The sequence below is a fragment of the Micromonospora sp. NBS 11-29 genome (assembly GCF_002140155.1).
In the GTDB taxonomy this organism is placed as follows: domain Bacteria; phylum Actinomycetota; class Actinomycetes; order Mycobacteriales; family Micromonosporaceae; genus Micromonospora.
In genome coordinates this window covers 17,167-20,463 of the sequence record NZ_NAPR01000014.1, presented here as the reverse complement: position 1 = coordinate 20,463, position 3,297 = coordinate 17,167, and the positions used below count along the sequence as shown (strand labels likewise).

Annotated in this window: 2 protein-coding genes and 1 pseudogene; all 3 read left to right on the top strand. The window is 76.4% G+C overall.

Annotation, left to right across the window (positions count from 1 at the left end; translation table 11 throughout):
- Positions 1–340 precede the first annotated feature (340 nt).
- Positions 341–1,888 carry a beta-ketoacyl reductase gene (locus B1205_RS20595; protein WP_254910087.1) on the top strand — a complete coding sequence of 516 codons (1,548 nt, stop codon included), beginning with the start codon at positions 341–343 and terminating at the stop codon, positions 1,886–1,888.
- Positions 1,889–1,893: 5 nt separating this feature from the next.
- Positions 1,894–2,250: a hypothetical protein gene (locus B1205_RS31965; protein ID WP_254910086.1), complete on the top strand. Its 357-nt coding sequence runs from the start codon at positions 1,894–1,896 to the stop codon at positions 2,248–2,250.
- A gap of 44 nt (positions 2,251–2,294) precedes the next feature.
- Positions 2,295–3,297 (top strand): annotated as a pseudogene (locus B1205_RS31960) (beta-ketoacyl synthase N-terminal-like domain-containing protein); the annotation flags it as partial.

The following is a 3,297-nucleotide window of genomic DNA, read 5'->3' as shown; positions in this document are numbered from 1 at the left end:
CGGCTGCTGACCAACCTGGCCACCGCGTACACCATCGGCCTGCCCGTCGACCTCAACCGCGTCCTCGCCGAGACCGACACCGTCGCGCTGCCCACCTACGCCTTCGACCGGGCCCGCTACTGGCCCACCACCACCGTCGTCGCGGCCGACGCCGCCGAGAGCCCCACCGGAGCCGACGCTGCCTTCTGGGCCGCCGTCGACAACGAGGACCTCGCCGCGCTCGCCGACCTCACNGCTCGCCGCGGCCCTGCCGCTGCTCGCCGACTGGCGGCGGCGGCAACGCGACCGGTCCACCCTCGACGACCTGCGCTACCGCGCCGTCTGGCAGCCGTACGGCGGGGTGCCCGTCGCGTACCTCACCGGGGTCTGGTGGGTCGTCGCGGACAGCGCCGGTACCGCCGAGGCGGACACCGCGGTGGCCGAGCTGACCCGGCGCGGCGCGGACGCCCGGCTGGTGCTGCTACCCGACGACGCCACCGACCGCGCCGCCGTCGCCGCCCGGCTCACCGACGCCGGCACCGACCCGGCCGACGGTGTGCTCTCCCTGCTCGCCCTCGCCGACGCCCCGGTCGACGCCACCGAACCGGTGCCGCCGTTCCTCGCCCGCTCGCTCGCCCTGGTCCAGGCGCTCGGCGACCTCGACGTGGCCGCGCCACTGTGGTGCGTCACCCGCGGCGCCGCCGGCACCACCCGCGACGGCGGCGTCGGCCGCCCCGAGCAGTCGCTGCTCTGGGGCCTCGGCCGGGTCGCCGCGCTGGAACACCCGGAACGCTGGGGCGGCCTCGTCGACCTGCCGGCCACCCTCGACGACCACGGCTGGGACCTGCTCTGCGCCGCGCTCTGCGGCCCCGACGGCGAGGACCAGTTCGCCGTCGACGGCGTCACGCTGCTGGTCCGGCGGCTCGTCCGGACCCCCGGCGGCGACGCCGCCGAACCCGACCACCCCGGCACCACGCTGGTCACCGGCGGCACCGGCGCGCTCGGCGGGCAGGTGGCCCGCTGGCTGGCCGACCGGGGAGCGGCCCACCTGCTGCTGGTCAGCCGCCGAGGCGCCGACGCGCCCGGCGCCGCCGACCTGGTCCGGGACCTCACCGAGCGGGGCGCGCGGGTCACCGTCGCCGCCTGCGACGTGTCCGACCGGGCCGCGCTGGCCAAGCTCCTCGACGCGCTGCCCGCCGACGCGCCGCTGACCGGCGTCGTGCACACCGCCGGCGTGCTCGACGACGGGATGCTCGACGGGCTCACCGCCGACCGGATCGCCGACGTGCTGCGCCCCAAGGCGCTCGGCGCGCTGCACCTGCACGAACTGACCGCCGACAAGGACCTGCGCGCCTTCGTGCTCTTCTCCGCGCTGCCCGGGCAGCTCGGGGCGGCCGGGCAGGGCAGCTACGCCGCCGCGAACGCGTACCTCGACGCGCTCGCCGAGCAGCGGCACCGGCAGGGCCTGCCGGCCACGTCCGTCGCCTGGGGTCCGTGGGCCACCGGCGGCATGGCCGACGCCGACCCCGCCGTGGCCGAACGCCGCCGGCGCAGCGGCGTCGCCCGCCTCGACACCGACCTCGCCCTCGCCGCGCTCGCCGGCTGCCTGGCCGGCCGGGAACCGGTCACGCTGGTCGCCGGCATCGACTGGGCCCGGTACGTGCCCGGCTTCACCGCCGTGCGACCCAGCCCGCTGCTCACCGGCGTACCCGAGGCCCGCCGCGCCGTCGCCGAGCGCGGCGACGACACCGGCCCGACCGCCGAGTCGCTCGCCGCCCTGCTCGCCGGGCAGAGCGACGCCGAGCGGCGCAAGACGCTGCTGGAACTCGTCCGGGCCCAGGCCGCGGCGGTGCTCGGGCACGCCTCGGACGCCGCCGTCNGTTCCGGGAACTCGGCTTCGACTCGCTGACCGCGGTGGAGCTGCGCAACCGGCTCACCGCCGCCACCGGCGTACGGCTGCCCGCCACGGCCGTGTTCGACTACCCGACCGCCGCGTTGCTCGCCGACTTCGTCCGCGCCTGCGTCGTCGACGGGGGAGTGGTCGGCGCCGCGCCGGTCTTCGGCGAACTGGACCGGCTGGAGGCGGCGCTGGCCGGCGCCGCGCCCGACCGGGGTGCCCGGCTGCGGATCACCGAACGGCTGCGCACGCTGCTGGCCTCGCTCAACGAGGTGGACGCCCCGGCGGACGGCGACGGTGTCGCCGGCAAGCTCCAGGACGCCACCCCGGACGAGGTCTTCGACTTCATCGACCGCGAGCTGGGGGTGTCCTGACGTGACCGTTGCCGGTTCGGGTCGACACAGGGATTGGGCGGACCATGGCTGACGAGGCGAAGCTTCTCGACTACCTCAAGCGGGTCACCGCCGACCTGCACCAGGTGCGGCAGCGGCTGCGCGAGGTGGAGGCCGGCGAGCAGGAACCGGTCGCCATCGTGGGCATGAGCTGCCGCTTCCCCGGCGGGATCGACACCCCCGAACGGTTGTGGGAGGTGGTGGCGTCCGGCCGGGACGTGATCACCGACTTCCCCGCCGACCGGGGCTGGGACCTCGGCGCGCTGCACGACGGCGACCCGGAGGACAATGGCACGTCGTACGCGCGTCAGGGCGGGTTCGTCACCGACCTCGCCGAGTTCGACCCCGGCTTCTTCGCCATCTCGCCCCGCGAGGCGCTCGCCATGGACCCGCAGCAGCGGTGGCTGCTGGAAACCACCTGGGAGGTCTTCGAACGGGCCGGGATCGACCCGCACACGCTGCGCGGCAGCCGCACCGGCGTCTTCGCCGGCAGCACCGGCCAGGACTACGGCACCGTGCTGATGACCGCCGCCGCGCAGGGCCTGGAGGGCCACCTGATGACCGGCAACGCCGGCAGCGTGGTGTCCGGCCGGATCGCCTACACGTTCGGCCTGGAGGGGCCGGCGGTCACCGTCGACACCGCCTGCTCGTCGTCGCTGGTCGCGCTGCACCTGGCCGGACAGGCGCTGCGACAGCGGGAATGCACGCTCGCCGTCGTCTCCGGCGTCACCGCCATGTGTACGCCGGGCGCGTTCGTCGAGTTCTCCCGCCAGCGCGGCCTGGCCGCCGACGGGCGGTGCAAGGCGTTCGCCGCCGCCGCCGACGGCACCGGCTGGTNGAGGGCGTCGGCGTGCTGCTGCTGGAACGGCTCAGCGACGCCCGCCGCAACGGCCGCCCGATCCTCGCCGTGCTGCGCGGCAGCGCGGTCAACCAGGACGGCGCGTCGAACGGGTTGAGCGCCCCGAACGGCCCCGCCCAGCAGCGGGTGATCCAGCAGGCCCTCGCCAACGCGGGCCTCGCCGCCGGTGG